Origin of the sequence: Naasia sp. SYSU D00948, from assembly GCF_017916515.1 — a bacterium.
Taxonomy (GTDB): Bacteria; Actinomycetota; Actinomycetes; order Actinomycetales; family Microbacteriaceae; genus Naasia.
This window is the reverse complement of sequence record NZ_JAFMTA010000001.1, coordinates 1,842,414-1,867,684: the sequence shown is the minus strand read 5'-3', so window position 1 is coordinate 1,867,684 and position 25,271 is coordinate 1,842,414. Positions and strand designations below refer to the sequence as shown.

The window sequence follows — 25,271 nt, the reverse complement described above, 5'->3', positions numbered from 1 at the left end:
AGCGCGCCCCGGCTCGACTCCTCGACCAGCGGCGCTTCCGCCTAGCGGCGCGCCGTCTCCGCGAGGATCTCGGCGACCCGGAGGTTGAGGGCGACCGGCGACGGGTCGTCGTGGCGCTCCACCGCGAGGGCCCGGCCGGCGCGCAGCACGCCGCGCGCCGCGCCCTCGCGCGCCTCGGGCTCCAGGGTTTCGATGTCCGCGACCTTGGCGAAGCCGACGATGCGCCGGATCGCCTTCGCGGCCGCGTAGACCGCGGAGTCGAGGCGGATGCCGGCGAGCACGTCCTCGAGCACCTCGTCCGGATACACCCGGGGGTCCACGCGGGACGGCCACAGGCGCCGGTACTCCTCCTCGAACGCGTCGAGCAGGACCACCGGAAGGCGCAGGATCTGGTCGGCGCGGCGCGGCTCGCCGAGCGCCTCGGCCCGCGCGGCCGCGAGCACCAGGTTCGCCCAGACGGCGCCGAGGTCGAAGCCGATCGGCCCGTACGCGCCGAACTCCGGGTCGAACGCGCGGACCGACTGGCCCTCCGCGCGCACGAACACCGATCCGGTGTGCAGGTCGCCGTGCAGCAGCGCCTGCGTGTTGTCGATGAACGCGATCTTGGCCTTGCCGATCTCGCGGATCAGGGCGCGGTCGGAGCGCAGCGCGAGCACGTCCGGCTCGTTGGCGGGCAGCACGCTGTTGTGCTCGTGCTCGATGTACGGCTCGGTGAAGACGAGGTCCTCGGTGATCTCGGTGAGCTCGGCGTTGACCGTGGCCGCGACGAGCTGCCGCTTCTCGACGACCGGCATGCCGAACACGCTCGTCCCGAAGCCGACCCGGGCGACGTACCGCCCCAGGGCCTCGGCGGCGTAGTCGTGGACGCGGCCGGCGATGAGCTCGCGGCGCCACACCTGGTGGTCGCTGAGGTCCTCGATCGCGAGCACGTGGTTGTCGGCGTCGTAGGAGTAGACGGCGGGCACGTGCTCGGCGTCGAAGCGGAAGTGCTCGGAGAGCAGCACCGCCTCGCGGCGGGACCGGTCCCGCGTGATGGGCCAGCCGGGGTCGGAGCGCGCGTGCGGCAGCGATTGCTTGAGGACGACGCCGCGGCCGTTCCGGTCGCGGACGACGAACACGAGGTTCATGTTGCCGTCGCCGATCTCGGCGACCGAGTCGAGCGCGTCCGGGTCGACGACCTGCTGCAGGGCGGGGCTCGAGGCGAGGTAGCCGGGGACCGTGTCGGGGGTCAGGAGCGTGAAGTCGGTCATTGCGAGGCGGTGCTTCCTGCCGTGACGGCGACCCGCCGGCGGCTGAACGTGAAACTGAAGAGGAGCGCGACGAGCAGGACGATTCCCTTGCCGAAGTCCTGTGCATAGTACGGGAGTCCGAGCATGGTGAACCCGGTGATCATGACCGCGACGAGGACGGCGCCGAGCGCGGTGCCCCACGCGTTCGGCTTGCCGGCGCCGAGCACCGAGACGCCGACCAGCGCGACGGCGACGGCATCGAGGAGCAGGGAGTTGCCCGCGCTGACGTCGCCCTGCCCGATCCGCGCCGCGAGCAAGAGCCCGGCGATCGAGGCGAGGAGCCCGCACCCGATGTAGGCGGCGGCGCGGTAGGTGCGGACGCGGATGCCGGCCAGACGCGCGGCCTCCGGGTTCGCTCCGACCGCGTACAGCGCCCGGCCCCAGCGGGTGTGCTCGAGCACGAACCAGAGCAGCGCGGTGAGCACGAGGAACAGGATCACCGGGACGGGGATGGGCCCGATGCGCCCGCGGTCGAGCCAGAGGAAGTCGGCGGTGAAGACGCCGGGTGCTGTGGACCCGTCCGGCAGGGTCATCCGGGACGAGATCGACTGGCCGTTGACGAGGATGAGCTTCAGGCCGACGACGACGAACATCGTCGTGAGCGTGGCCAGCAGGTCGGGGATCTTCGCGACGACGACGAGCAGGGCGTTCACGGCGCCGATGATCGCCCCGCCCAGGAGCACCGTCGCGATCGCGACGCCGCCCACCTGGTTGCCGATGACCATCGTCCAGGCGGCGATCGAGACCGCGAACCCCGCACTCGCCCCGACCGAGAGGTCGATCCCGCCCACGGTCATCGCGAGCGCGACGCCGAGGCCTGCGATCGCCGTGGGGGCGATGAACTTGAGCATCCCGAGGGCGTTGTCGAGCGTGCGGAAGCTGGGCTCCGTGGTCGCGAAGAAGGCGATGAGGAGGACGGTGACGGCGATGAAGCCCCACCGGGCGACGCCCGCGGAGACCGCGGTCGTAACGCGGGCCGACATGCTGGATGTGCTCACGCGGGTACCCCGTTCCGGTTGGTGGCGCCGAGCAGCGACGCCACGACGGTGTCGCGCCCGACGGTGTCGGCGTAGGCGTCGAGGACTATGCGGCCCTCGACGAGGACGACGATGCGGTCCGCGAGCTCGAGGACCTCGTCGACGTCGGACGAGAGGAGGACGCCGGCCCTGCAGTCACGGGCGAGGCGGCGGAGGGTGGCGCCGATCTCGCGCCGGGCGTCGAGGTCGACGCCCCGGAAGGGCTCGTCGAGGAGCGCGACCCGGGGGTCGGCGCTGAGCCAGCGGCCGACGACGACCTTCTGCTGGTTGCCGCCGGACAGGTCGTCGATCGGCGTCGAGAGGTCTCGCGTCACGACGCCGAATCCGGCGACGACCGACTGCCCCCGCTCGCGCTCGCGTCCGCCGGACAGCATCCCGAGCCCGTTCGACGCCGCGCGGAGGAACGGCAGGGTCACGTTGTGGACGACGCTCCAGCCGGGCACGATGCCCTGGGCCTGCCGGTCCTCGGGCACGAGCACGACCCCGGCGCGGATGGCGGCGTCCGGGTGCGCCGGCCGGTACGGGCTGCCGTCGAGCTCCATGCGCGCGTCGCCCGCCGGGCGCACCCCCGCGAGGGTCTCCGCGAGCTCGGTCTTGCCCGCGCCGATCAGGCCGAGCACGCCGAGGACCTCGCCGGCCCGGATGTCGAGGTCGACCGGGTCGGCGTCCGGCTGGAGGCGCGCACCGCGCACGGCGAGCGAGGTCGTCCCGCCACGGCGCACGTCGCTGAGGGCCACGCTGAGCTCGGTGGCCCTGCCGAGCATGCGCTCGAGGATCACGTGCCAGTCGAAGGGGCGGCGGACGTCGAGCTCGAGGACGCCATCGCGGAGGACGAGGACGCGGTCGGCGAGCGTCTCGATCTCCCCGAACCGGTGCGACACGTAGAGGATCGCGAGACCCGCCTCGCGGAGCCGCCCCAGGACGCGGAAGAGCCGCTCGACCTCCGGCGCGGTGAGCGCGGACGTCGGCTCGTCCAGGATCAGGAGGCGGGGGCGCTCGCGGAGGACCCGGGCGAGCAGCAGGAGCTGGGCGTCGGAGATGCCGAGCTGGCCGGCGTCCTCGCGCAGCAGCTTGTCGGACCAGGGCAGGTCGAGGACCGCGAGGACCTCCCGTGCCCGGCGCAGCGTCTCGCGCCTGCTCACGAAGCGGCCGCCGGAGCGTCCGTAGTCGGTCAGGAGGAGGTTGTCGGCGACCGAGAGCCCGGGGACGATGCCGTCCGCGACCTTCTGGTGCACGGTCGCGACGCCGTGCCTGATCGCGGCCTGCGGGCTGGAGAGCCGCACCACCTCGCCGTCGATCGAGATCGTACCGCCGTACCGAGGGTTCGCTCCGCTGAGCGCCTTGATCAGGGTCGACTTGCCGGCGCCGTTCGTGCCGAGCAGGGCGGTGATCTCGCCCGCCCGGATGTCCGCGTCGACGCCGGTCAGGACGCGGTTCGGTCCGTAGCTGACGGACACGCCGTCGAGGGAGACGACCGTGCGGTCGCCTCCCTCGAGCGGTGCGGTGTGCTCGTGGGTCACGAGACCGCGGGCAGCCAATCGGCCGTCACGACGTCGTCGAGGAGCAGGTCCGGCTCCGCCTCGCGCAGCTCGGTGACGTTCGTGATCCCCTCGTCGAGGAGGAACTCCTGGGTGATGGTCACGGCGGGGAACTGGACGCTCTCCTCCTCGAGCTCCCCGGCGAGGGAGAGCGCGAGGGTGCGGACGACGGCCGCGCCGACCGCGGCGGGGTCGGTCGCCGAGGTGGCGACCCAGGGGCTGCCCTCCGTGATCATGACCTCGATGTCCGCGTTCGAGATGTCGATGCCGTAGACCTTGACCTGCTCCTGCAGGTTGTTCTGCAGAACCGCCTGCACGGCGCCCTTGGTGATCTCGTCGTACGGGGCGAAGATCGCCTGCACCTCGGGGTTCTGCTTCAGCGCGGCGTCCACGAGCGGGATGTTGTCGGTCGCGGTCGACTCGGTGACCTTGCCGGTCGAGAAGACCTGCTGCAGCCCGTTGTCCTCGACGACCTGGTTCCAGACGGCGGCCCGGCGGTCCAGCGGAGCGAACCCGGTGGCGCTGACGTAGCCGACCTGGGCGCCCTCGCCGACGTCCTCGATCAGCTGGTCCAGCACCCCCTGGGCCATGGACTCGTCCGACTGGGAGGTCACGATGACGCCGGTCGGGTCGTTGAGCGCGAGGTCGTAGACGACCACCGGGATGCCTGCGTCGACGGCCTGGTGCACGAGCGGCTCGATGGTGTCGGTCTGACCGTGGTCCACGATGATCGCGTCCGGTGCGCTCGCGATCGCCTGCTCGAGGTCGGACGCGTGCTTGGCGTTGTCGTTGCGGGCGTCGGTGACGGTCAGCTCGATGTTCACGGCCTCGGCCTGCTTCTGCGCGCCCGAGCCCCAGGCGGTGAAGTAGTCGCCGGCGCCGCTCTGCCGGACGAGGGCGACCTCGACGGGGTCGCCGTCGAACGGGGCGGGCGCGGGCGCCGCGGAGGCTGCGGGCGCGTCGGCGGCGGCCCCGCCCGAGCTCTGGCCGGCGGAGGACTGCGCGCAGCCGGCCAGCGTGAGGACGGCCGCCGAGGTGGCGGCGAGCAGGAGGAGCGGTCGTCGGGTCATGGATGCCTCTGTTCTCGGACGTCGGTGCAGCCGCCGGGAGTGCTGCGGGCCCGGCGCGGTAGCGACCCTAGACAGCGGCGCCTGCGGCGGTCGAACCGCCGTGACGCCGTGTTACGGGCGCGGGGCTGCTGCGCGGGCTCGCGTGTGCGCGGCCCCGCGGAGCGCGGCAGAATCGAGGGGGACACAAGAAGGAGACGAGATGACGCTGCTCACCGTGTGGAACGAGACCGACCCCGGCACCCCCGTGCTCGAGACGACGGACCCGGAGCGCATCCGGGAGACCCTTGCCGGCCTGGGCGCCCGCTTCTCCCGCTGGGAGGTCAAGCCGCTGCCCGAGAACCCGTCGCAGGACCAGGTCCTCGACACGTACCGCGCCGAGATCGACGACGTCCTGGCCGCGGAGGGCTACACGCTCGTGGACGTCGTGCAGCTGCAGCGCGGCGAGGGACCCGAGTGGGAGGAGACCGTGCGCACGGCGCGCGGCAAGTTCCTCAGCGAGCACCGCCACGACGACGACGAGGACCGCTACTTCGCGAGCGGCAGCGGCGTGTTCTACCTGCACGCGAACGGCAAGGTGCACGCGGTGTTCTGCGAGGCCGGCGACCTGATCTCGGTGCCCGCGAACACCACGCACTGGTTCGACATGGGCACCAACCCCGAGTACGTCTCGGTGCGCTTCTTCCACGACGACGAGGGCTGGGTGGGCCACTTCACCGGCAGCCCGATCGCCGAGAACTTCGCGACGTACGACCAGCTGGCCGAGCGCCGCAACCAGCTCGTCGGCGCCTGACCGACCCGCACCGCTCGCCGGACGGCGGGCCCCTTCTCTCTTCCCCGTTCCCGATCCCGTTCCTGCGCGGATCAGGAGATCGCGCGCGGATCAGGACGGACGGCCGCCTGCGCGCGCGGATCAGGACGGACACGCCGGGTGCGCGCGGAGGACTCCTGATCCGCGCACACCCCGTCGACGGGGTCGGGGTCAGCTGTAGCGGCTCGGGGTCGGGTAGGCGCCCGTGAGCGCCCACTCCCCCAGCTCCTTCGACTTGTAGACGACGGGGTCGTGCAGCGTGATGGTGCGCGCGTTGCGCCAGAACCGGTCGAAGCCGTGCGAGGTCGTCGTCGCGCGAGCGCCCGTGAGCTCGAAGGCGCGCGAGGTGACGTCGAGGACGGTCCGCGTCGAATCGACCTTCGCGGCCGTGATCTCGATCGCGAGCTCCCCGCGCTCCTCGTCCGTCAGGTCCCAGCCCCGATCGGCCGCGGCCACCGCCCGCTCGGTGGCGCGCCAGACGAGCGCGTCCGAGGCGCGGGTGGCGGCGATCAGCTCGCCGAGGGTGCCGAGGATGTACGGGTCCTTCAGGGCGGTGTCGACACCCGAGGTCGGCCAGGGCTTGGTCGAGCTCCGGGCGTAGCCGGCCGCGGCCTCGACCGCCCCCTCGGCGATGCCGACGTGGATGTGCGAGAGCAGCAGCTGGAAGAAGAGGATCGAGAGCGACGCGAAGGGCCGGTACCCGGCGCCCTCCTGGTCGGAGGAGCCGAGGACGTGCTCGATCGGCACGGGCGTGTTCTCGAAGACGACGGATCCGCTCGCGGAGAGCCGCTGGCCCATGTTCTGCCAGTCGAGGGGGTGCGTGACGCCCTCCGCGTGCGCGTCGACGACGATCGCGAGCCGCTCCCCCGTGTCCTCCCGGATCCCGCTCGCGGTGATCCGGTCGGCGACGGAGGAGCCCGTGGCGAAGAACTTGCGCCCCGAGACGCGGAAGCCGTCCCCGTCGCGCGTGAGCACGAGCCCCTCGTCCCGCGGATTCCCGGCCCCTCCCCAGAACCACTGGTGGCGAGCGGTGTCGGCCCACAGGGCGTGCACCCGCTCCGTCTCGGGATTGAGGACGGTGCGCCACGAGTTCACGTAGTGGTACGCGAGCAGGTGCCCGATGGAGGCGTCCGCCCGGAGGATCGGCCGGACGACCCGCAGCACGGCCGCCCAGTCCAGCCCTCCGCCGCCGAGCTCGGCGGGGACCAGGATCGGCAGCAGTCCGGCCTCGCGGATCAGCGCCACCTCCGCCACCGGGTTCTGGTTCGCCTGATCGCGCGCGGCCGCGTCGGACGCGAGGCGGCCGGCGATGGACTGTGCGGCGGCGAGCGCCTCTTCCTCGGTTCTGATCACGAAGGGAAAGGCTAGCCAGGATGCCAGCGGATCACGACGTGGGCGCGTCCTAGCCGCGGAGGCGGACGGCGAGCACCGCGGGCAGCGCGAGCACCTCGACGGCGCGGACGGCGTTGCTCCGCCGGGGCAGGTCCAGGTCGTGGACGGCCAGGTCGAGCGTGTCACGGCCCACCCGGTCGATGGTGCCCTCGACGGAGCCCGCGGCGAGCTGGATGCTGACCGGCACCCGGCGCCGAGCGAGGTCGCGGAGCACGAAGGGCAGGCCGAGTCGCGCGGGCAGGGCCCGCTCGACGCCTTGGCCGGGCTCGAGCGAGAGGGCGACGACGTCGGGCCGGAGCACCAGGGCCGCGACCGCGGTGAGCGGGACGATCACCCCGCTGCGTCCGCCCTCGCCCGTCTCGCCGCTCAGCCAGTCCCGCCCGACGGTGAGCGCGCGCACCGAGAGCTGCTCTCCGGTCACGAGGCGGAGCCGCAGCGGGTCGAGCGGGCGCGCGGCGAGCAGTGCGCAGATCCGGTCGCGCAGGGCCAGCCGCCCGATGCGGAGCCGCTCCTCCTCGGCCCGCAGCTCGTCGCCCTCCGCGGTGAGCTCCTGCTCGAGCTGACCTTCGAGGTCGTCGAACAGGCTGTCCCACCTCATGCGCGCAGGGTAGTCGCCGGTGCCGGACGGGTCCGTGCTTGTCCACACCGGGCCCACCGAGCGCCCTCTCGCACACTTATCCACAAATCGCGCGGTCCATGGACATCGGCGGCCGGCGACTGGTTGAGTAACGCGCACCGTTGACACCCGTTCGGGGGGTACCCGACCCCCGAGACAACGGCGACACACCCGATCCGTCCGCCCTGATGGAGTCGCCATGAGCTCACCCGTCCCTGTCGTCCCCCCAGCGCAGCGCGCGCCCCGGACGCTCGTTCCCGACGACTACTTCGGACCGCAGCCGACCTCCGCGTCGGCCCTGCCCGATCCGGTGCCGCTCCTCGAGAACCTCACGCGGTGCGTCATCGAGATCCTCGCGGGCGCCCGCGAGCTGGAGCAGATCGGACGGTGGGTCGACGAGGACGTGTACCGGCACCTGCTGAAGCGCGTGGTCCTCGCGAGCCGCGCCCGCTCCGTCAAGAACCAGGCGGTCGCTCGGCCGGTCTTCACGATCGGGTCGACCCACGTCTGCTCGCCCCGGGACGGCGTCATCGAGGCCACGGTCACGGTGCGCGGACGCGCCCGCTCGCGCGCCGTCGCGCTCCGCCTCGAGGGCCTCGACTCCCGCTGGCGGGCGACCGCGATCCACGTGCTCTGACTCGCCGCCTCAGGTGGCGGCGAGACGCGCCTTCTCCGCCTCGACGTCGAAGTCGGCCTTCGGCCACTGGGGGTCGATGCGCCGGAGCGCGTCGAGGAGCAGATCCTGGACGGCCAGCCGCGCGAACCACTTCTTGTTCGCGGGCACCACGTGCCAGGGCGCCTCCGGCGTCGAGGTGCGGTTCAGCGCGATCTCGTACGCCTCCATGTAGTGCGGCCACAGCCGGCGCTCGTCGACGTCGCCCGGGTTGTACTTCCAGTGCTTGTCGGGCCGGTCGAGCCGCTCCTGCAGGCGGACCTTCTGCTCCTCGGGCGAGATGTGGAGCATGACCTTGAGCAGGGTGGTCCCGCTCTCGGTGATCTCGCGCTCGAACTCGAGGATCTCGCGATAGCGCTGCTCGAGGACGTCCGGCGTCACCAGGCTGCGCACCCGGGCGATGAGGACGTCCTCGTAGTGCGAGCGGTCGAAGACGCCGATGCGGCCGGGAGTCGGCAGGTGCCGCCGGACCCGCCAGAGGAAGTGGTGCGCGCGCTCCTCCTCCGTCGGCGCCTTGAAGGCGTGCAGCGTGACGCCCTGCGGGTCCACCTGACCGACGACGTGCCGGATGATGCCGCCCTTGCCGGCCGTGTCCATCGCCTGCAGCAGCAGCAGGACCCGGCGGGTGTCGCCGGCGCGGCTCGCCGCCCAGAGGCGCTCCTGGAGCTCCGCGAGCACGAGCCCGCCCTCGGCGAGCGCGCGGCGCCCCTCGGCCTTCGCGCCCGTGAAGCCGGGCGTCGAGTCGGGATCGACGGAGTCGAGGGAGATGCCGGATCGGACGGGGGCGACGAGGGTCATGGGCACACCGAAGCACGGTGCGCCGCCACGCGACCACCCCTCGACACGGACGCGCCGATCCTGTCAGAGCGCGCGCCGCGCCGTGGGAGCGGTCCTGCCGGGGTCAGCCCTTCTTCTTCTCCGAGGCCCGCCGGGCAGCGCGGTTGGCGGGCGGCGGCGTCGCACCTGCGCCGGACTGACCGAACGCGCCGCGCTGGGCGGCCGCGCGCGGCTGACCCGTGCGCTGCGGGCCGGGGCGTCCTGCGGGCGTCGGAGCGGGAGCGGGCTGGACGCGCGCACCGGCGGGAGCGAGCGTCTGCTCGGCCTCACGCTGCTGGGCGCGAGCGGTGGCGGCACGCTGGATCTGCCCGCGCTGGTTGCGCACCTCGACCCCGCCGGCGTCGCTCGGCGCCGAGTAGCTGAGGTCCTGAACCGGCGCGGCAGAGCCGCCCAGGCCCTTCGCGGCGACGGTCGGGGCGACGGCGCCGGCCGGCGTCGTGGCGTTCGACGTCACCTCGACCTCGAGGTTGAACAGGTAGCCGATGGTCTCCTCGCGGATCTGCCCCATCATCGTCTGGAACAGGGCGAAGCCCTCGCGCTGGTACTCGACGAGCGGGTCGCGCTGCGCCATGGCGCGCAGGCCGATGCCGTCCTTGAGGTAGTCCATCTCGTACAGGTGGTCACGCCAGCGGCGGTCGATGACCGAGAGCAGCACGCGCCGCTCGAGCTCGCGCATGGCGGGCGAGCCGAGCTGGGCCTCGCGCCGCTCGTAGGCGAGCTTGGCGTCCGACATGATCTCGCGCCGGATGAAGTCGCGGCTGATCCGCCCCTTCGACCCGGCCTCGGAGAGGACCTCATCGATCGTGATGCCGATCGGGTAGAGCGTCTTGAGCTCCGCCCAGAGCGCGTCGAAGTCCCAGTCCTCGCTCGCGCCCTCGCCCGTGTGCGAGTCGATGACCTCGTCGATCACGGTCTCCAGGAAGGCCTGGGTGCGCTCGTGCAGGTCGCCGCCCTCGAGGATGCGCCGGCGGTCCGCGTAGATCGCCTCGCGCTGACGGTTGAGGACGTCGTCGTACTTGAGGACGTTCTTGCGGATCTCCGCGTTGCGCGCCTCGACCTGCGCCTGGGCGGAGCGGATCGCGCGGCTCACGACCTTGGACTCGATGGCCAGGTCGTCGGGGACGCTGCCGCGGCCCATGATCGCCTCGGCGGCGCCCGAGTTGAACAGGCGCATCAGGTCGTCGGTGAGCGAGAGGTAGAAGCGGCTCTCGCCCGGGTCGCCCTGACGGCCCGAGCGTCCGCGCAGCTGGTTGTCGATGCGGCGGGACTCGTGCCGCTCGGTGCCGAGGACGTAGAGCCCGCCGGCGGCGATGACCTTCTCGGCCTCCGTCGCCACCTCGGCCTTGACGCTCTCGAAGACGTCGTCCCACTCGGCCTCGTACTCGTCGGGGGTGTCGACCGGCGACAGGCCCTTCGCGTGCATCGCGGCCACGGCGAGGAACTCGGCGTTCCCGCCGAGCATGATGTCCGTTCCGCGGCCGGCCATGTTGGTCGCGACCGTGACGGCCCCGAGCCGGCCGGCCTGGGCGACGATGGCGGCCTCGCGGGCGTGGTTCTTCGCGTTGAGGACCTCGTGCTTGATGCCGCGCTTGGCCAGCAGCCGGGAGAGGTACTCGCTCTTCTCGACGCTCGTCGTGCCGACGAGGACCGGCTGGCCGGTGGCGTGACGCTTGGCGATGTCCTCGACGACCTGGGCGAACTTCGCCTGCTCGTTCTTGTAGACGAGGTCCGGCTGGTCGATGCGGACCATCGGCTTGTTGGTCGGGATGGGGACCACGCCGAGCTTGTAGGTCGACATGAACTCGGCGGCCTCGGTCTCGGCCGTGCCGGTCATGCCCGAGAGCTTGGTGTACAGGCGGAAGTAGTTCTGGAGGGTGACGGTCGCGAAGGTCTGGTTCTCCGCCTTGACCTCGACGCCCTCCTTCGCCTCGATCGCCTGGTGGATGCCCTCGTTGTAGCGGCGGCCGGTCAGGATGCGGCCCGTGTGCTCGTCGACGATCAGCACCTCGCCGTTCATGACGACGTAGTCCTTGTCCTTCTTGAACAGGGCGCGCGCCTTGATCGCGTTGTTGAGGAAGGAGATGAGCGGGGTGTTCGCCGACTCGTAGAGGTTGTCGATGCCGAGGTAGTCCTCGACCTTCTCGATGCCGGGCTCGAGGACACCGACGGTGCGCTTCTTCTCGTCGACCTCGTAGTCCTCGCCGGCGACGAGGCGCTTGGCGATGTTCGCGAACTCGGTGAACCAGCGGTTCGCCTCGCCGGAGGCCTGCCCGGAGATGATCAGGGGGGTGCGCGCCTCGTCGATGAGGATCGAGTCCACCTCGTCGACGATCGCGAAGTAGTGGCCGCGCTGGACGAGGTCCTGCGGCTGCCACGCCATGTTGTCGCGCAGGTAGTCGAAGCCGAACTCGTTGTTGGTGCCGTAGGTGATGTCCGCGGCGTACTGCTCGCGCCGCTCGGCCGGCGTCTGCCCGGCGAGGATGACGCCGGTCGTCATGCCGAGCGCGCGGTAGACGCGTCCCATGAGCTCGGACTGGTAGCTCGCGAGGTAGTCGTTGACCGTGACGACGTGCACACCCCGCGACGTGATGGCGTTGAGGTAGGCGGGCAGCGTCGCGACGAGGGTCTTGCCCTCACCGGTCCGCATCTCCGCGATGTTGCCCAGGTGCAGGGCAGCGCCGCCCATCAGCTGGACATCGAAGTGGCGGAGACCCAGGGTGCGCTTGGACGCCTCGCGGACGGCGGCGAACGCCTCGGGAAGGAGGTCGTCCAGGGACTCGCCGTTCGCGTAGCGCTCCCGGAGCACTGCGGTCTCGTTCTTCAGCTCCTCGTCGGTGAGGGAGGTGAAGTCGTCCTCGAGCTCGTTGACCTGCCGTGCGTAGTTCTCGAGCCGACGGAGGACGCGGCCCTCGCCGACGCGAAGCACCTTCTCCAGTACGGATACCACCGAGTCGTCTCCAATGCGTTGGCTGCACGGCTGTCCGCCGCGCAGCCGCCCATGGTAGCAACGTTATTCGGTCGTTACCCAGGACGGGCGGGAAGCGTTCCCGCCCGTCCTCGGGAATCAGCGGCGGAAGGCGCGCGCGGCTGTCACCGCCTCCTGGACCTCCTGGGCGGACTCGTCCAGGCCGATGAGCCCGTAGTCCCAGCCCTTGCGCCGGTACACCACGCTCGGCCGCCCGGTCTCGGCGTCCATGAACAGGTAGAAGTCGTGGCCGACGAGCTCCATGTAGTAGAGGGCGTCGTCCACCGTCATGGGCGTGGAGGCGAACACCTTGCGCCGGATCACGACCGGCGAGTAGCCGTCGTAGCCGAGCGGCTCGTCCTCGGACTCGGCAGCCGGCGTGCTCTCCGGGGCGGAGTCGATCGACCCGGTCTTCGGGTCGATGCGGCGCAGCGTCTCGGCGTCGGTCGGCACGACGTCGGCGAGCCGGAAGTCGTGGTGATCGACCGCGCGGACGGTCGGCGGCCGATGCTGCCCTCGATGGACCTTCCTCTTGTCCCGCGCTCGGCGGAGCCGTTCGAGGAGCTTGTCGAAGGCCAAATCGAAGGCCGCGTACTTGTCGGGGGCTCCCGCCTCGGCCCGCACGATCGGGCCCGGCCCGATGAGCGTGAGCTCCACCCGGTCATCGCCGGCGTTGCCGTTGGTCTCGTGGTGGCGGCACAGGCGCACCTCGAACGACTGGGCACGGTCGGCGAGCTGAGTGATCTTCTCGACCTTCTCGTCGACGTGGGCGCGGAATCGATCCGTGATTCCGCAATTGCGACCGATGACGGTGATGTCCATACTGACCTCCCGGGATCGCGGCGCGTCGCCCCTAGGGGAGTTCCCCGACCCGAAGGGTCCGGAGTCGCTTCGCGTCGAGGGCGGGCGAACTGGAACGCCTTGGACCCGACCATAACCCCGCCACCCGCTCCTGTCACCGGGGTTGCCCCCGCGATGTTCGCCCTCGTCCACGGCGGCGGCCGTGCGTTCCGGGAACTGGGGGTCGAGGCGATCGTGGCGGCGCCGAGCACGCGGGCGCCCGCGTCGCCCAGCGCCCGCGCAGCCTCCCGAAGCGTGCTCCCGGTCGTCACGACGTCGTCGAGGAGGAGCGCCTCGCCGCCCCGGACGGAGGGGAGGGCCGTCATGCTGCCGGCGAGGTTGGCGCCGCGCTCTGACGCGGGCAGCCCGGCCTGGTCGCGGACCTCGCGCACGTGCCGGAGCGAGCGTGACAGCGGGAGCGCGCCCGCGCGGGCGATCACGTCGAGCGGGAGGTAGCCGCGGCGGCGGGTGGCGCGACCCCAGCTCGGCACCGGCACGAGGAGGATCCGCCCCTGGTCCTCCGGAAGTCCGGCGACCGCGGCGACCAGCGCTCGCCGGAGCGCGGCCGCGAGCACGGGAGCCGGTGCGGTCGCTCCCCCGTCCTTGAAGGCGGCGAGCGTCCGCGCCACCGCTCCCTCGTACCTCGCCGCGCTCCAGACCCTGAGTCCGCCGCCGAGGTCGCGCACCCCGACGGGCTGCTCCAGCTCCGCGCGGCAGGCGGGGCACAGCGCGAGGTCGGGCGTTCCGCACCCGGCGCACTGCAGCGGCAGGACGAGGGCGAGGGCGGCGGCGAGGGCGGCGGAGAGGGAGCCGATCGGCGGCATGGCGGAAGTCTGCCGCCGCGCGCGGCCGCGAGATCGGGCGCTGCGCGATCAGTGGACCGCGGGCAGCGGCCCGGGGTCGGGGAGGGCGACCTACTGCTGGGTCGCGAGGAAGCCGACCTCGGTCGCCGTGGGCTGCCACGCCGTGCCGCGCAGCACGAGGAGGTCGCCGTCGGACTCCAGGATGCGCAGGCCGCTCAGCCCGTTGCCGCCCACCAGGGCGACCGCGTCGCTGACCGCGGACGTGCTGTCGAGGCGTCGACCGCCGATCTGCTGAGTCGTGACGAGGGGCGCCCCGTCCGCAGAGCGGCCCAGGCTCGCGACCGTGGTGTCGCTCACCCAGGTCGCGGTGACCGCCGTGGGTCCCGGCGGGACGAGGTCGAACCACGTCGCCGAGAGCGCGGTCGGCAGCCCCGAGTCCCGCACGATGCCGTAGACCCGGAGCGCGGGTCCGGCGGGCGTCTCCAGCAGCGTGAGGAGACGGGTGGAGTCCCGCGACACCGCGATCGAGACGATGCGGGTCGCGTCGCCCCACTGCGCGGCGACGAGGCCCGAGTCGCCGCCGAGCCGCGACACCGCGAGCTCGCCCGGCGACCCGCCGGGCACCGTCCAGACGAAGCCCTCCGCGTCGAGCGCCGGCGCGAGAAGGCCCTGCCTGCTGTCCAGCGCGACGGCCGGCTCGCCGCGGGGAACCGCGTACACCTTGCCGTCGCCGGCGAGCACGGCGGCGAGGTCCAGCTCGGCCGAGTAGACCCCGGCAGTAGGCGCCAGGGCCGACACGGTCTCGCTGAACCCGTTGAGCGGGGTGAGGTCGTTGCCGGACAGGAACCCGAAGGAGCCGCTGCGGCCGACGAGGGCGCTCGGGTTCACGACCGGCTGCACGACGGGCTCGCTGCCGGAGGGGAAGTCGGGCACCTCGAGAGGCGTGTCGTCCACGCTGATCCGGACCGACAGGATGGAGCCGCCGACGAGGGTCCGCTCCAGCTGGTAGAGCATCCACTGCCGGGTCTGGCCGTCCGCCTGGACGACCGCGTTGTTCAGCTCGACCGTCGCGGTGCCGCCCGTCTCCGTCACCGACTGCTGCTCCAGCCGCACCCCTTCCGGGAAGGCCGTGGCCAGGACGGGCGGCGCGAGCGGCTCGGACGGCCCCGCGAGCAGCGCCTCGACGATCCGGGTCATGGCGTCCGCCGTCGTCGGGAACCAGCGCAGGTCGGGGACGAGGTAGGTGAACGTGGGGTCGTAGAAGTAGAGGGAGCGCTGGGCGAAGAGCCGGTCGAAGATCGCGGTCGCGAGGACCGTGCCGTCCGGCGCCTGGCTGATCCGCCACTCGCCGCCCTCCTGGACGAACCCGAAGGGCAGCTCCAGGGGCACCGGGTTCGCGAACTCGTCGTACCTCCCGGTCGCGTCCACCGATCCGGTCGCGGGCACGAGCAGGCGCAGCGCGGTGTCGCTGTCCTGCAGCGTCGTCACCGCGCGGGAGTGGATGAGGACGCCCGCCCCGGGATCCCACTCGCGGGCCAGCTCCCGGGTCAGGAACTGCCGCGCGACGCCGTAGTTGTCCTGGGGGCCGGCGCCCGCCGCGATGAAGCCGGACAGGATGTCGATCGGGGTGTCCCCCTCCTCCGGTCCCTGCGGTCGGAAGTCGAAGCCGAGGTCGTCGCCCGTGTCGACGGGATTCCCCTCGTGCACCGGGCCGCTGGACGGGATCGACGCGCAGGCCGCGAGCAGCGCGACGACCGCGGCCGCGAGGGCCGACCGCAGAGCCCGGGCCGCCCTCATCGCTCCTCCTCGGACGGGAACGCGACCGGGGACGACTCGACGGGTGTGCCGGGATGGCGCGGAAGGGTCAGCCGGAAGCAGGACCCCTGTCCCGGCTCCGACCAGACGTCGAGGACTCCGCCGTGCAGCGCCGCGTCCTCGAGCGAGATCGCGAGGCCGAGCCCGGTCCCGCCGGTCGTGCGCTTGCGCGAGGGGTCGGCCCGCCAGAACCGGTCGAACACGCGCTGTGCGTCCACGCGGTTCATGCCGACGCCGTGGTCGCGGACCGCGATCGCGACGGCGGTCTCGTTGCTGTCGACGATGACGTCGATCGGGTTCCCCTCACCGTGCTCGATGGCGTTCGCCAGCAGGTTGCGGAGGATCCGGCGGATGCGCCGCGCGTCCAGCTCGGCCTCGAAGTAGCCGCCCGGGGCGACGAGCCGCAGCTCGCTGCCTTTGCGCTCCGCGAGCGACTGCATGCCGTCGATGGCATCTTCCGCGAGGCGCACCGGGTTGACCGGCTCGCGCTCGAGCTCGACCGCGCCCGCGTCGTACCGGCTGATCTCCAGCAGGTCGCTGAGAAGGGACTCGAACCGCTCCACCTGCGTGTGCAGGAGCTCGGCCGTCCGGGCCGTCGTCGGCTCGAACTTGTCCCGCTCGTCGTAGAGCACGTCGCCCGCCAGCCGGATGGTGGTCAGCGGGGTCCGCAGCTCGTGCGACACGTCGGAGACGAACCGCTGCTGCACGCGGGACAGCGCGGCGAGCTCGGTGATCTGCCGCTGCAGCCCGTCCGCCATCTCGTTGAAGGAGTGCGCGAGGGTCGCGATGACGTCCTCGCCGCGCACCGGGATCCGCTCCTCCAGCTGCCCCTCGGCCAGCTTGCTGCTCGTCTCGGCCGCGATCCGGATCGGCGCGATGACGAGCTGCACGACGATCCACGTGACCGCCCCGATGAGCAGGATGAGCGCCAGTCCCCCGACCCCGATGGTGCCCTGCACGAACGTGAGCGTCTGCTGCACCTCGGAGAGGTCGTAGAGGAGGTACAGCTCGTAGAGCCCTGCCCCGGGCACCTGGACGGCCGAGCCGACGACCACGCCGGGCCGCTGCGTGTCGCCCGGTCCGGTCACGCGCACCGCCTGCCAGTACTGGTCCGCCTGGCCCGACGTCACCTTGGCCCTCAGGTCGTCGCTCACGTAGTCGTCGGCCTCGCCGCGCACGACGTCGGGCAGGGCGAAGTTCGTCTGGGTGCCGCGCGCCCGCAGGAACGCGATGCCCGAGTAGTTGGTCGCGACCGAGCCGATCCGGTCGATGACCGACAGCTGCAGCAGGCTCAGCGCGCTGTCGTCGGACGCGGTCGTCGTGTCGAACGTGGACTGCGCGAGCTGGGTCGCCCGGGCGGACTGCTCGGTGACCTGCTCGACGCGCGCGTCGTAGAGGCCGTTGCCGATCGTGTACGTCATGTACGTGCCCGTGCCGAGCATGGCGATCGCCGACAGCAGGACCGTGACGGCGACGATCCGCACCTCGAGGGACCGGCGGAAGGAGCGGACGACCGCCTCGTAGATCGTGCGCGGCGCGCGCGTCAGGCCCGCGAGGCGGATGCCGAGCGGGATGTGGCGCAGATCGGCCGCGCGCGGTCCCGACGTCACGGCTCTCCGATCAGCTGGGAGCGCCGGCGCGGTAGCCCACGCCGCGGACGGTCGTCACGATCCGGGGGTTCTCCGGATCCTCCTCGACCTTCGCGCGCAGGCGCTGGACGTGGACGTTCACCAGCCGGGTGTCCGCCTTGTAGTGGTAGCCCCACACCTGCTCGAGCAGCATCTCCCGCGTGAACACCTGCTGCGGCTTGCTCGCCAGCGTGCGGAGGAGGTCGAACTCGAGAGGGGTCAGGCTGATGCGCTCCCCGCCCCGGCGCACCTCGTGCCCGGCGGCGTCGACCGTGAGGTCCCCGATCTGCAGGAGCCCGTTGTCGGGCGTGATCGGCCGCAGCCGCGCCCGGATGCGAGCGACGAGCTCCTTCGGGTTGAACGGCTTCACCACGTAGTCGTCCGCGCCGGACTCGAGCCCGCGCACGACGTCCGTCGTGTCCGACTTCGCGGTGAGCATGATGATCGGCGTGCCGGACTCGGCACGGATGCGCTCGCACACCTGGATGCCGTCCAGGGTGGGCAGCATCAGGTCGAGGAGGACGAGGTCGGGCCGCGCCTCCCGGAAGACCGGGAGCGCCTCGCCGCCGTCCGCGCAGAAGACGGGGTCGATGCCCTCGTTGCGGAGCACGATCCCGATCATCTCGGCGAGCGCCGTGTCGTCGTCGACGACGAGGACGCGCGGGGTGCCGGACGGCGTGTCGGTCATGGTGCCCACAGTGTATTCCGCCGCGCGCACACATGCCCCGGAACGCGAACAGGCGGCGGCATGGGTGTGCCACCATGTTCCCGTGACCGATCCGGGAAGCTCCGACTGGCAGTCGCCGGGCGGCGCGCCGCAGCGTCCCCGGTACGGCGAGCGCTCGCCGGGCCCTGCCGCGCCCGCGCCGTCGATCTACGACGCGCCCGGAGCCGGCGGGCAGGGGTGGACGCCGCCGCCCAAGCCGGGGATCGTTCCGCTGCGCCCCCTGGGCTTCGGAACCCTGCTGCTCGCGCCGTTCTCGATGCTCCGGCGCGCGGTCGGCATCCTCGGCATCTCGCTGCTGCTCCAGTTCGTGCTGCTGCTCGTGCAGGGCGCCCTCGTCGCGGTCGTCGTGTTCGCGGGCTTCGCGCGCATCACCGACTGGACCGACCCGGCCCAGCAGCCGCTCATCGCGGGATCCGTCGTGGGCGCGATCCTCGGCGCGCTCGGCGTCTTCGCCCTCAGCTTCGTCGTGTCCGCCCTGCTCCAGGGCATCGTGGTCGGGGCCGCGGCCCGGGCGATCCTCGGCGAGTCCACGACGGTGGGCCAGGTGTGGCAGCGCCTGCGCGGCAACCTCGGTCCGCTGATCGGGTGGACGCTGCTGCTCGGCAGCGCGATCCTCCTCACGGTCCTCCTCCTCACGGGGATCGTGGTCCTCGGGGTCACGCTCGGCGGCGCGGTGGGCGCGGCGATCAGCATCGGCATCGCCCTGCTGCTCGGCCTCGGCGCCGTCGCCCTCTGGATCTGGCTGTACACGAAGACCTCCCTCGTGCCGAGTCTCATCGTGCTCGAGCACGCGACGATCCGGCGCGCGATCGTCCGCTCCTGGCGCCTGACCGACGGCTACTTCTGGCGCACCTTCGGAGCGCAGGCGCTCGTGACGATCATGGTGACGGTCGCGCTCCAGCTGATCACCACTCCGCTGGGCCTGCTCCAGTTCGTCGGCGTCCTCATCGATCCCAACGACACCGGCACGGGCGTGACGGTCGCGGTCATCGTGCAGATCATCGCCGTGGCCATCGGGCTGCTGGGCGGCGCCGTCACCACCCTCGTGACCTCGACGCTCATCGCCCTCATCTACCTCGACCTGCGGATGCGCAAGGAGGGCCTGGACCTCGTGCTGCAGCGGCACGTCGAGAGCGGCCGGAAGGACGTCGACCCCTTCCGGCGCGGAGCCGGATGACACCGCTGTCCACGCTCGCACGGGACGTCCCGGTCGAGCCGGGCGGCGACGAGGCGCGGCAGTGGCTGCTCGAGGAGCTCGCGAAGCCCGTCTACCAGTCCGCCAGGCCGACGTGGTTCGATCTCGTCTCGCAGGCGATCCTCGACTGGCTCGGCGAGCTGCTCTCGGGCGCGGGCCGCGGATCGCAGGCCTTCGCGCTCGCCGTCGTCGTCCTCCTCGTCGCCGCGCTGATCGTCGGCGCGTTCCTCGTGTTCGGCCGCCCCCGGCTGAACCGCCGGAGCCGGGCCGGCGACGCGGTGTTCGGCGACGACGACCGGCGCACCGCCGCGGAGCTGCGGACGTCCGCGGCCCAGGCGGCCGCGCGCGGTGACTTCACGACCGCCGTCGAGGAGAGCTTCCGGGCCCTCGCCCGGGGCCTCGCGGAGCGGACCCTCCTCGACCTGTACCCCGGGATGACCGCGCGCGGCGTCGCGCGGGAGGCGGCGACCCCGTTCCCGGACGCCGCTGAGCGGCTCGCCGCCGTGGCGGCCGACTTCGATGCCGTCCGCTACCTCGGACGCGTCGGCACCGAGGAGCAGTACCGCCGCGTCGCGGACCTGGAGCAGGAGCTGCGGACCGCCCGTCCCGCCCTCCTGACCCCCGCCCGGTGAGCGACGCCGCTCCGGTCGCGGCTCAGGCCGCGACCCCGACCGTGCGGCAGTGGCTGCGCCGCGCCCGCGTCTGGCTCGTCGGCGGGATCGCGCTCCTCGTCGTGGCGACGATCTGGACGTTCGTGTCGGCCGGCGTCCGCAACGGAACCCCGTTCGCCGCGGACAACCCGGGACCGAGCGGCGGCATGGCCCTGGCCGAGGTGCTGCGCCAGCAGGGGGTCGAGGTGACCGCCGCGGACTCGCTGGCCGCCGCCGAGGAGGCGCTCGGCGACCCGGCGGACACGACGCTCCTCGTGTACGACTCGGGATTCTTCCTCGACGAGGACCAGTACCGCCGGCTGGCGGGGCTCGCGGAGCGGATCGTCCTCGTCGGTCCCACCGGATCGGCGCTGTCGGCGCTCGCCCCCGACGTCGCGTTCGCGGGATTCCCGGCGACGGACGACGCCGTCGAGCCCGCGTGCGACCTGCCCGAGGCGACGCGTGCGGGGGCGGTCACGGCCGGCGACTCCTCGTTCCAGCCGGCGGACGGCGACGCCGGGGACGTGTACTGCTATCCCGCAGGAGAGGGCGCCTTCCTGCTCGCCCGGAGCGCGGCGTCCGGCGCGACCGTCACGCTGCTGCCGGATCCGACGCCGTTCGACAACGACCACGTCGCCGGCGCGGGGAACGCGGCGCTCGCCCTCAACCTCCTCGGCGCTGAGCCGAACCTGGTCTGGTACCTCCCCGGCCTCTTGGACGTTTCCGACGCGGGCGAGGAGCCGACGCTCGCCGACCTGACCCCGGAGTGGGTCACCCCGGTCCTCACACTCCTGCTCGTCGTGTTCCTCGGCGCGGCGGTGTGGCGGGGCCGCCGGTTCGGTCCGCTCGTCGTCGAGAACCTGCCCGTCGTCGTGCCGGCGGGCGAGACGATGGAGGGCCGCGCCCGCCTGTATCAGCGCTCCGCCGCGCGAGGGCGCGCCCTCGATGCGCTGCGCGTCGGCGCCGTCGGCAGGATCGCGACGAGCCTCGGCCTGCCGCGGACGGCGACCGTCGACGAGGTCGTCTTCAGCGCCTCCCGCACCCTCGGGCGCCCGGCGGACGAGCTCCGCTCCGTCCTCCTCGACGCCGTCCCCGCCACCGACGCCGACCTCGTCCGGCTGAGCGACGCGCTCCTCCGGCTCGAGCGCGACGTGCGCGCCGCCACCGATCCCCGCACCACAGCCCCCGGAAGAATGGACCGATGACCGACGAACTCCGCCAGAGACTCCGCGCCGTGCGAACAGAGGTCGGGAAGGCGGTCGTCGGCCAGGACGGCGCCGTGACGGGGCTCATCATCGCCCTGCTCGCGCGCGGGCACGTGCTCCTCGAGGGCGTCCCCGGCGTCGCGAAGACGCTGCTGGTGCGCACCCTGAGCCACGCGCTCGAGCTCGACACCAAGCGCGTGCAGTTCACGCCGGACCTCATGCCGGGCGACGTAACGGGCTCGATGATCTACGAGGGCGGGTCGTTCGTGTTCCGGGAGGGCCCGGTCTTCACCAACATCCTGCTCGCCGACGAGATCAACAGGACGCCTCCGAAGACGCAGTCCGCGCTGCTCGAGGCGATGGAGGAGCGGCAGGTCTCGGTCGACGGCCAGACCCGGCGCCTACCGGCCCCGTTCCTCGTCGCGGCGACGATGAACCCCATCGAGTACGAGGGCACCTACACGCTGCCCGAGGCGCAGCTCGACCGCTTCCTGCTGAAGCTCGTGCTCGACGTGCCGCCGCGCGACACGGAGTTCGAGGTGCTGCGGCGCCACGCGGCCGGCTTCAACCCGCGCGACCTCACGGCGGCGGGCGTCCGCCCGGTGCTCGGCCAGGCCCACCTCGCCGAGGCGCAGGCGTCGGTGTCCCGCGTCGGCGCCTCCGACGACGTGATCGGCTACACGGTCGACCTCGCGCGCGCCACGCGCAGCTCCCCCTCCGTCAAGCTCGGCGTCTCGCCGCGCGGCTCCACTGCGCTCCTCGCGGCGGCCAAGGCGTGGGCCTGGCTGCAGGGGTTCGACAGCGTCACCCCGGACCACGTGCAGGACATGGCCCTGCCCGTGCTGCGGCACCGCATCCAGCTCCGCCCCGAGGCCGAGCTCGAGGGCGTCTCGGTGGACGCGATCCTGCGGTCGATCCTCGCCCAGGTCCAGGTGCCCATCTGATGGCGGTGACCGGGCGGTTCGTCCTCCTCCTGCTCGCGGGGGTCGTCCCCGTGGTGTGGCTCGGCGCCGCCGCCGGTGCCGGTGGATGGGCGCTGCTCGGCTGGGTCGCCCTGTCCGTGGCCCTCGGGATCGTCGATCTCGCCGCCGCCGCGTCGCCGCGGAAGGTCGCGGTCGCGCGCGACCTCCCGGCGCGGATCCGCCTCGGCGAGACGGCCCAGGTCCGTCTCCTCGTGAGCAACACGGGCACCCGCACCCTGCGGGCGGTGGCGAGGGACGGCTGGCAGCCGTCCGCGGGCGCCTCGCCCGCCCGGGTCCGCCTGACCGTGCCCCCCGGCGAGCGCCGAGCCGCCGACCTCACCCTCCGCCCGTTCCGCCGCGGCGAGCGCCGCACGGAGCACGTCACCCTGCGCTCCGTCGGTCCGCTCGGGCTGTGGGCCCGGCAGGCGACCCACACCGCACCCGGCGCGATCCGCGTGCTGCCGCCCTTCACGTCCCGCCGCCACCTCCCCTCCCGTCTCGCGCGGCTCCGCGAGCTGGACGGACGCACGAGCGTCATGATCCGCGGCCAGGGCACCGAGTTCGATTCGCTGCGGGAGTACGTGCGCGGCGACGACGTCCGGTCCATCGACTGGCGCGCCACCGCCCGGCGCAGCGGAGCGCGAGCCGGCCAGCAGGTGATGGTCCGCACCTGGCGCCCCGAGCGGGACCGGCGGGTCGTGCTCGTCCTCGACTCCGGCCGCACCTCCGCGGCGCGCGTGCAGAACGAGCCCCGCCTCGACACCGCCTTCGAGGCGTCCCTGCTGCTCGCGGCGCTCGCGAGCCGCGCCGGCGACCGCGTCGACCTGCTCGCCTACGACCGGCGCGTCCGCGCCCGAGTGCAGGGCGAGACCGGGTCCGAGCTGCTGTCCCGGATGGTCGACGCCCTCGCCGTGCTCGAGCCGGACCTCATCGAGACCGACTGGACGGCGATCCCGGGGCAGGCGCGCTCCATCACCACTCAGCGCTCGCTCGTCGTGCTCCTCACCTCGATCGAGGCGACCGGATCCTCCCGCGGCCTCCTCTCGGTGCTGCCGCAGCTGACCAAGCACCACATGGTGGTCGTCGCCTCGGTCACGGATCCCGGCGTGCTGGCGGCGACGCTCGACCGGCACGACCGGGAGAGCGTCTACCGCGCGGCCGCCGCCGAGCGCGCACTGCTCGACGGCGCGCGGGTGTCGGCCGCGATCCGCCGGCTCGGCGCCGAGGTCGTCACCGGGGCTCCCGCCGACCTGCCTCCCGCTCTGGCGGACCGCTACCTCGCACTCAAGGCGGCGGGCCGGCTCTGACCCGCTCCCGGCCGCCGAGCCGGACGAGGATCAGCCGGCGATGATGCGGCGAGCGCCGGACTCGAACTCGCCGAGGTCGCCCGTCTCGCCCGCGCGCACCGCGCGCCGGCCGAGGACGAGCATGTAGGCCAGGAACGCGCCGAGCGCGAGCGCTCCGATGCCGATCTTGATCGGCCACGGCCACGGAGCGGGGGTCACGAAGCCCTCGATGAGGCCCGCCACGAACAGGACGAGGACGAGGCCGATCGCGACCGTGAACAGGGCGCGCGCGTCCTGGGCCAGCGCCTCCAGCCGCCGGCGCGGGCCCGGCGCGATCCACGCCCAGAAGATCCGGAGGCCGGCCGCCGCGGCGACGAAGACCGCGGTCAGCTCGAGCATGCCGTGGGGAAGGATGTACTGGAAGAAGACGTCGCCCCGCCCGTAGGCGAACATGACGCCGCCCGCGACGCCGACGTTCTGGGCGTTGAGCAGCACGATGTAGGGGACCCAGACCCCGGTGATCCCGAACGCGACGCACTGCGCCGCGATCCAGGCGTTGTTGGTCCAGACCTGCCCGGCGAAGGACGCGGCGGGGTTGCTGCTGTAGTAGTCCACGAAGTCGTTGTCGACGAACTGCCGCAGCTCGGCGTCGCTGCCGAACGTGGCGAGGACCCGCGGGTCCTGCGCGACCCAGACCCCGTACAGCGTCCCGATGATCGCGGTCGCCGCGGCCACGGCGAGGGTGAGCCAGCGGATGCGGTACAGGGCCGCGGGGAGCTGCACCGCGAAGAAGACGGGCAGCTGGCGCAGCAGACCCGTGCCGGCACCGGTGAACCGCAGGCGTGCCCGGGACAGGATGACCGACAGCCGGTCGCCCTCGACGGTGGAGCCCGCCGTCGTCTTGATCGCGGACAGGTGGGTCGCGGCCGTCTGGTACCGGTCGATGAGCTCGTCGGCGTCCGCGCCCGTGAGCCGCGGCTTGCGGGCGAGCGCCTCGAGACGGTCCCACTCCTCGCGGTGAGCGGCCGCGTAGGCGTCGAGGTCCACGAATACGATGATGGCATGGCGGATCCCGCACCCGACGAGGAGCTGATCGTCGGGGAGGCGGTCGCCCTCGACGTCCGGCCCGCGAGCTTCATCCTGCGCGCGGCGAGCGCCGCCATCGACTTCACGGTGTCGGTCGCGGTCCTGATCGCGTTCCTGCTGGGCCTGACCTTCCTGCTCGCCGACGTCGCGGACTCCGCCCTGCTGGCCGCCATCAGCATCGCGATGCTCGTCACGGTCCTCGTCATCGTGCCCGTCGTCGTCGAGACGGCGACGCGGGGGCGCTCGCTCGGCAAGCTCGCCATCGGGGCGAGGATCGTGCGCGACGACGGCGGCGCCATCGGGTTCCGGCACGCCCTGATCCGCGCCCTCACCGGTGTCCTCGAGATCTACTTCACCGCCGGCGGCCTCGCCGCGCTCGTCGGGCTGCTCAATCCGCGGGCCAAGCGGCTCGGCGACCTCCTGGCGGGGACGTACGCGCAGCACGAGCGCGTGCCGCGCATCGTGGAGCCGGTGTACGGCGTCCCGGACGTGCTCGCCGCCTGGGCGGCCACGGCGGACGTCGGGCGTCTCCCGGACCGGCTGGGGCGGAGGATCGCCGCGTTCCTCAAGCAGGCGTCGCGCATGACCGTCCCCGCCCGTCAGCGCCTCGCCGCGGAGCTCGCGGCGGAGGCGGCGCCGTACGTGTCCCCGCTGCCGCAGAACGCCGATCCCGAGTTCTTCCTCGCCGCGGTGGCGGCCCTCCGGCGCGACCGGGAGTACCGGGCGCACCTCCTGGAGGAGGAGCGCCTGGGCCGCCTGGACCCGGTGCTCACGGGGCTTCCGCACGCCTTCCCGTCCCGCGACTGACGACGCCGGCCCGTCCTGCTGCCGGCGGGAATGCTTAGCCCC

At 72.8% G+C, this 25,271-nt stretch carries 21 protein-coding genes and 1 pseudogene; 8 read left to right on the top strand and 14 right to left on the bottom strand.

The features are described 5' to 3' along the window. Window positions 1-41 precede the first annotated feature (41 nt). Genes mtnK through J3P30_RS08770 form a run of 4 tightly spaced genes read right to left on the bottom strand, consistent with a single transcriptional unit; the run spans window position 42 to window position 4,934 of the window. Window positions 42-1,250 (bottom strand): S-methyl-5-thioribose kinase, encoded by a 1,209-nt coding sequence (mtnK, locus tag J3P30_RS08785; protein WP_210480673.1) that lies wholly within the window; start codon window positions 1,248-1,250, stop codon window positions 42-44. Then, complete coding sequence (locus J3P30_RS08780; RefSeq protein ID WP_210480672.1) at window positions 1,247-2,287, bottom strand: ABC transporter permease; 1,041 nt, start codon at window positions 2,285-2,287, stop codon at window positions 1,247-1,249. The genes mtnK and J3P30_RS08780 overlap by 4 nt, the downstream gene beginning before the upstream one ends. Continuing rightward, window positions 2,284-3,846 (bottom strand): sugar ABC transporter ATP-binding protein, encoded by a 1,563-nt coding sequence (locus J3P30_RS08775; protein WP_210480671.1) that lies wholly within the window; start codon window positions 3,844-3,846, stop codon window positions 2,284-2,286. The genes J3P30_RS08780 and J3P30_RS08775 overlap by 4 nt, the downstream gene beginning before the upstream one ends. After that, complete coding sequence (locus J3P30_RS08770; RefSeq protein ID WP_210480670.1) at window positions 3,843-4,934, bottom strand: substrate-binding domain-containing protein; 1,092 nt, start codon at window positions 4,932-4,934, stop codon at window positions 3,843-3,845. Before J3P30_RS08770 ends, J3P30_RS08775 begins: the two co-directional genes overlap by 4 nt. Before the next feature lie 199 nt (window positions 4,935-5,133). On the opposite strand from J3P30_RS08770, the gene J3P30_RS08765 reads away from it, so the two are divergent. Then, entirely contained in the window at window positions 5,134-5,724 is a 591-nt protein-coding gene (locus tag J3P30_RS08765; RefSeq protein ID WP_210480669.1) for an acireductone dioxygenase, read from the top strand. A 189-nt stretch (window positions 5,725-5,913) separates the two neighbouring features. Here the strand turns inward: J3P30_RS08765 and J3P30_RS08760 are convergent, their stop codons facing one another. Beyond that, entirely contained in the window at window positions 5,914-7,095 is a 1,182-nt protein-coding gene (locus J3P30_RS08760) for an acyl-CoA dehydrogenase family protein (protein ID WP_210480668.1), read from the bottom strand. A 49-nt stretch (window positions 7,096-7,144) separates the two neighbouring features. Beyond that, window positions 7,145-7,732, bottom strand: coding sequence for a hypothetical protein (locus J3P30_RS08755; RefSeq protein WP_210480667.1), 588 nt, complete (start codon window positions 7,730-7,732; stop codon window positions 7,145-7,147). A 217-nt stretch (window positions 7,733-7,949) separates the two neighbouring features. Between J3P30_RS08755 and J3P30_RS08750 the strand changes: the two genes are divergently transcribed. Next, window positions 7,950-8,387: an Rv3235 family protein gene (locus J3P30_RS08750; RefSeq protein ID WP_210480666.1), complete on the top strand. Its 438-nt coding sequence runs from the start codon at window positions 7,950-7,952 to the stop codon at window positions 8,385-8,387. A 9-nt stretch (window positions 8,388-8,396) separates the two neighbouring features. On the opposite strand, the gene J3P30_RS08745 is transcribed toward J3P30_RS08750, so the two are convergent. From J3P30_RS08745 to mtrA, 7 genes and pseudogenes are all read right to left on the bottom strand, one after another. Then, window positions 8,397-9,221, bottom strand: a complete 825-nt coding sequence (locus J3P30_RS08745; RefSeq protein ID WP_210480665.1) for a polyphosphate kinase 2 family protein — start codon at window positions 9,219-9,221, stop codon at window positions 8,397-8,399. Window positions 9,222-9,324: 103 nt separating this feature from the next. Further along, window positions 9,325-12,207, bottom strand: coding sequence for a preprotein translocase subunit SecA (gene secA, locus J3P30_RS08740; RefSeq protein WP_210480664.1), 2,883 nt, complete (start codon window positions 12,205-12,207; stop codon window positions 9,325-9,327). 117 nt (window positions 12,208-12,324) lie between these two features. Beyond that, complete coding sequence (gene hpf / locus J3P30_RS08735) at window positions 12,325-13,047, bottom strand: ribosome hibernation-promoting factor, HPF/YfiA family (RefSeq protein ID WP_210480663.1); 723 nt, start codon at window positions 13,045-13,047, stop codon at window positions 12,325-12,327. A gap of 197 nt (window positions 13,048-13,244) precedes the next feature. Next, window positions 13,245-13,889: pseudogene (locus J3P30_RS08730) on the bottom strand (ComF family protein); the annotation flags it as partial. 90 nt (window positions 13,890-13,979) lie between these two features. Beyond that, a complete protein-coding gene (locus J3P30_RS08725; RefSeq protein ID WP_210480662.1) occupies window positions 13,980-15,665 on the bottom strand; it encodes an LpqB family beta-propeller domain-containing protein in 1,686 nt (561 codons plus the stop codon). After that, window positions 15,662-17,293, bottom strand: a complete 1,632-nt coding sequence (mtrB, locus tag J3P30_RS08720) for an MtrAB system histidine kinase MtrB (RefSeq protein WP_307807445.1) — start codon at window positions 17,291-17,293, stop codon at window positions 15,662-15,664. The genes J3P30_RS08725 and mtrB overlap by 4 nt, the downstream gene beginning before the upstream one ends. A 10-nt stretch (window positions 17,294-17,303) precedes the next feature. Then, a complete protein-coding gene (gene mtrA, locus J3P30_RS08715; RefSeq protein ID WP_210480661.1) occupies window positions 17,304-17,999 on the bottom strand; it encodes an MtrAB system response regulator MtrA in 696 nt (231 codons plus the stop codon). 82 nt (window positions 18,000-18,081) lie between these two features. Between mtrA and J3P30_RS08710 the strand changes: the two genes are divergently transcribed. The 5 genes from J3P30_RS08710 to J3P30_RS08690 are packed head-to-tail and all read left to right on the top strand — an operon-like array spanning window position 18,082 to window position 23,357. After that, window positions 18,082-19,215: a hypothetical protein gene (locus tag J3P30_RS08710; protein WP_210480660.1), complete on the top strand. Its 1,134-nt coding sequence runs from the start codon at window positions 18,082-18,084 to the stop codon at window positions 19,213-19,215. Then, a complete protein-coding gene (locus J3P30_RS08705; RefSeq protein ID WP_210480659.1) occupies window positions 19,212-19,865 on the top strand; it encodes a DUF4129 domain-containing protein in 654 nt (217 codons plus the stop codon). The genes J3P30_RS08710 and J3P30_RS08705 overlap by 4 nt, the downstream gene beginning before the upstream one ends. Next, on the top strand, window positions 19,862-21,088 hold the full coding sequence (locus J3P30_RS08700; RefSeq protein WP_210480658.1) for a DUF4350 domain-containing protein: 1,227 nt from the start codon (window positions 19,862-19,864) through the stop codon (window positions 21,086-21,088). Before J3P30_RS08705 ends, J3P30_RS08700 begins: the two co-directional genes overlap by 4 nt. Then, a complete protein-coding gene (locus J3P30_RS08695; RefSeq protein WP_210480657.1) occupies window positions 21,085-22,032 on the top strand; it encodes a MoxR family ATPase in 948 nt (315 codons plus the stop codon). Before J3P30_RS08700 ends, J3P30_RS08695 begins: the two co-directional genes overlap by 4 nt. Further along, window positions 22,032-23,357, top strand: coding sequence for a DUF58 domain-containing protein (locus J3P30_RS08690; RefSeq protein WP_210480656.1), 1,326 nt, complete (start codon window positions 22,032-22,034; stop codon window positions 23,355-23,357). The genes J3P30_RS08695 and J3P30_RS08690 overlap by 1 nt, the downstream gene beginning before the upstream one ends. 30 nt (window positions 23,358-23,387) lie before the next feature. On the opposite strand, the gene J3P30_RS08685 is transcribed toward J3P30_RS08690, so the two are convergent. Beyond that, window positions 23,388-24,383: a stage II sporulation protein M gene (locus J3P30_RS08685; protein ID WP_210480655.1), complete on the bottom strand. Its 996-nt coding sequence runs from the start codon at window positions 24,381-24,383 to the stop codon at window positions 23,388-23,390. Between the two features lie 15 nt (window positions 24,384-24,398). Between J3P30_RS08685 and J3P30_RS08680 the strand changes: the two genes are divergently transcribed. Beyond that, complete coding sequence (locus J3P30_RS08680) at window positions 24,399-25,229, top strand: RDD family protein (RefSeq protein WP_210480654.1); 831 nt, start codon at window positions 24,399-24,401, stop codon at window positions 25,227-25,229. Window positions 25,230-25,271 lie beyond the last annotated feature (42 nt).